The sequence below is a fragment of the bacterium genome (genome assembly GCA_035370465.1).
GTDB lineage: Bacteria > Ratteibacteria > UBA8468 > B48-G9 > JAFGKM01 > JAGGVW01.
In genome coordinates this window covers 1-2,365 of the sequence record DAOOVW010000094.1, presented here as the reverse complement: position 1 = coordinate 2,365, position 2,365 = coordinate 1, and the positions used below count along the sequence as shown (strand labels likewise).

Genomic DNA, 2,365 nt, shown 5'->3' with positions numbered 1-2,365 from the left:
TTTTCCCATATTTATAATTATCTAATAAAGCAGTTCGTATTGGGGGTATCGTTGGGAAAGGGGAAGCACCCCTGTCCCAAGAGCGTGAGCGAGTTGCCGGCTTGCCCGTAGGGTTCTGTCCGAGGGTTCGACTCCGGCTATCTCCACAAAAAAAGTTATACAAAAGAGTAAGCAAAAAAACATTGAAAAAAAATATACCCCAGGCAACCAAAAGGGTATGGGAAAAAACTTTTTCCCATATTTATGGTTATCTAATAAAGCAGTTCGTATTGTGGGTATCGTTGGGAAAGGCTCGTCCGTAGGGTCCTCGTTTTTGGCTATGGATCCTTCGGACTACGCACGAGGGAAAAAATGAAAAAAAATGATTATTCTCTTTTTAAAATATTAAATGAAAAAGAAATAAAAGAAGAGTTTATTAAAAAACTTTCTATTATTTTCTCAAATCTCTGTAAAATTCTAAATGTTTTTTTGTCAAAAAGGACTCTTCCAACAAGAGAAATAAGTTTTACATTGATGAAAGAAATTGAGAAAATTGAAACATTCCTTGATGATTATGGCGCTTCTCACAATAGAACCTTTTTTTATTTTAGAGAATTAATTGCTTCAATTAGATGGTTAAACATTGCTCTTTTTCACTCTCTTCATATATTTGCTCGTATTGAAAATTATGAATTACAAATTAAAAAAAATGAGAAGGAAAAATTTATTAAGGACTTGGAAACAAATACATGGTTTTACTTTTCATGCATTAAGAACCTGATAAAAGAATTAAAAAAAGAGGCAGGAAAATTAGGAATAGAAGTACATAATGAGAAATTTTCTGAGGAACTTGTATTGCCAAAGATTCAAAAGAAAATTCTTCCACCTGATTTAAATATTAACTCAGGAACAAATGGAGGAAATCAAATTTTTAATTTCCTTGTTAAATTTCTTGAAGAAAGTGAAAAAGTTAACTTTTTAGTCTGTAAAAAAATATATCCAGAAGAGGTAACAGAAGAAAATCTTGAAAAATTCAGGTCAATATTTCATCAGTTAGAATCAATGTATGATACTTTTATTATAAAAACAGAAATTGAAAAAAAGACAAAATATTTAATAACACTTAGAGGTTATATTGCTTTAATTTTACATCTCCTTGAAATAGGAAGGGCACTTACACATTTTTATGAAAGACATAGTGATGAAGTTAGAAAATATAAAACAGCAATAAAAATCACTAAAATTGTTGATAAAGAGAAAATTAAAGAAATTGTTAAAAACTTCATTCTTTTTTACTCATTATTTTTTATTTCAAAAGGGAAATCACTCTCTTATAAAATTTTCAAATCATTAGGAACAGAAGCAGAGGAATTTATAATTCAGACGGTTGTTCTGTTAATTCCAGCACATAGGATTGAAGATTTCCATATAAGGCCCATAATGCCAATAACACAGATAGCCAATAAATATAAATTTGATACATATCTTTATTTTCAAAGGAAAAAATATAATTTAAAAAATGCAATTGAAGTTGCAATTGCTATACCAGATATAAGGGATTTTTTAGTAAATAAAGATGTTGAACTTGTAGTTCAAGGTCCGGAAAAAGCAGTTAAAGAAATATGTGAATTCTTAAAAGAAAAATGTGGAGCCCAGATTCAACCAGAATGTGAAACATTTCCATTATCTTTAAAAATATCTCTTGACACTTCATTATAAAGTTTGTATAATATACATAAATGTTCTTTGAAAATTTAAATTTATGGTCAAGCTACAAAGGGCATACGGAGGATGCCTTGGCGAGTCCTGGCGATGAAGGGCGTGGCAAACTGCGATAAGCCCCGGGTAGGTGCAAGCAACCTTTGATCCGGGGATTCCCGAATGGGGCAACCCATCTGCCTGAAAGGGCAGATATTCTGCTGTAAATATAAATAGCAGCAGAAAGCGAACTGGGGGAAGTGAACCATCTCAGTACCCCAAGGAAAAGAAAGCAAAAGCGATTCTCTAAGTAGCGGCGAGCGAACGGAGAATAGTCCAAACCGAATAACGGTAATAGCGTAGACGCGTTCGTTATTCGGGGTTGTAGGGTTCATCATAGGAAGGTCTACCTTCCTATCAGGTATAAAAATCTTTCAAGGTAGTTGAATAACATGGAAAGGTTAACCATAGAGGGTGAAAGTCCCGTAGACAAAACTTTGAAAGTACCTGAGATGAATTCCTGAGTACTACGGAGAAACCGGGAAACTCCGTAGGAATCTGGGAGGACCACCTTCCAAGACTAAATACACGGACTCGACCGATAGTGGACAAGTACCACGAGGGAAAGGTGAAAAGAACCCCGGAAGGGGAGTGAAATAGAACCTGAAACCGTATGCCTACAAGCAGT

The 2,365-nt window shown here is 34.0% G+C and carries 1 protein-coding gene and 1 rRNA gene; both read left to right on the top strand.

Annotation, left to right across the window (positions count from 1 at the left end):
• The first annotated feature begins 351 nt into the window (after window positions 1-351).
• Window positions 352-1,698, top strand: coding sequence for an HPr family phosphocarrier protein (locus PLW95_08100; GenBank protein HOV22616.1), 1,347 nt, complete (start codon window positions 352-354; stop codon window positions 1,696-1,698).
• A 45-nt stretch (window positions 1,699-1,743) separates the two neighbouring features.
• Window positions 1,744-2,365, top strand: a 23S ribosomal RNA gene (locus PLW95_08095); the annotation flags it as partial.

Excerpts from the sequence above, each read along its gene's own strand:
- PLW95_08100 (HOV22616.1), top strand. The coding sequence starts at position 352 with ATGAAAAAAAATGATTATTCTCTTTTTAAAATATTAAATGAAAAAGAA.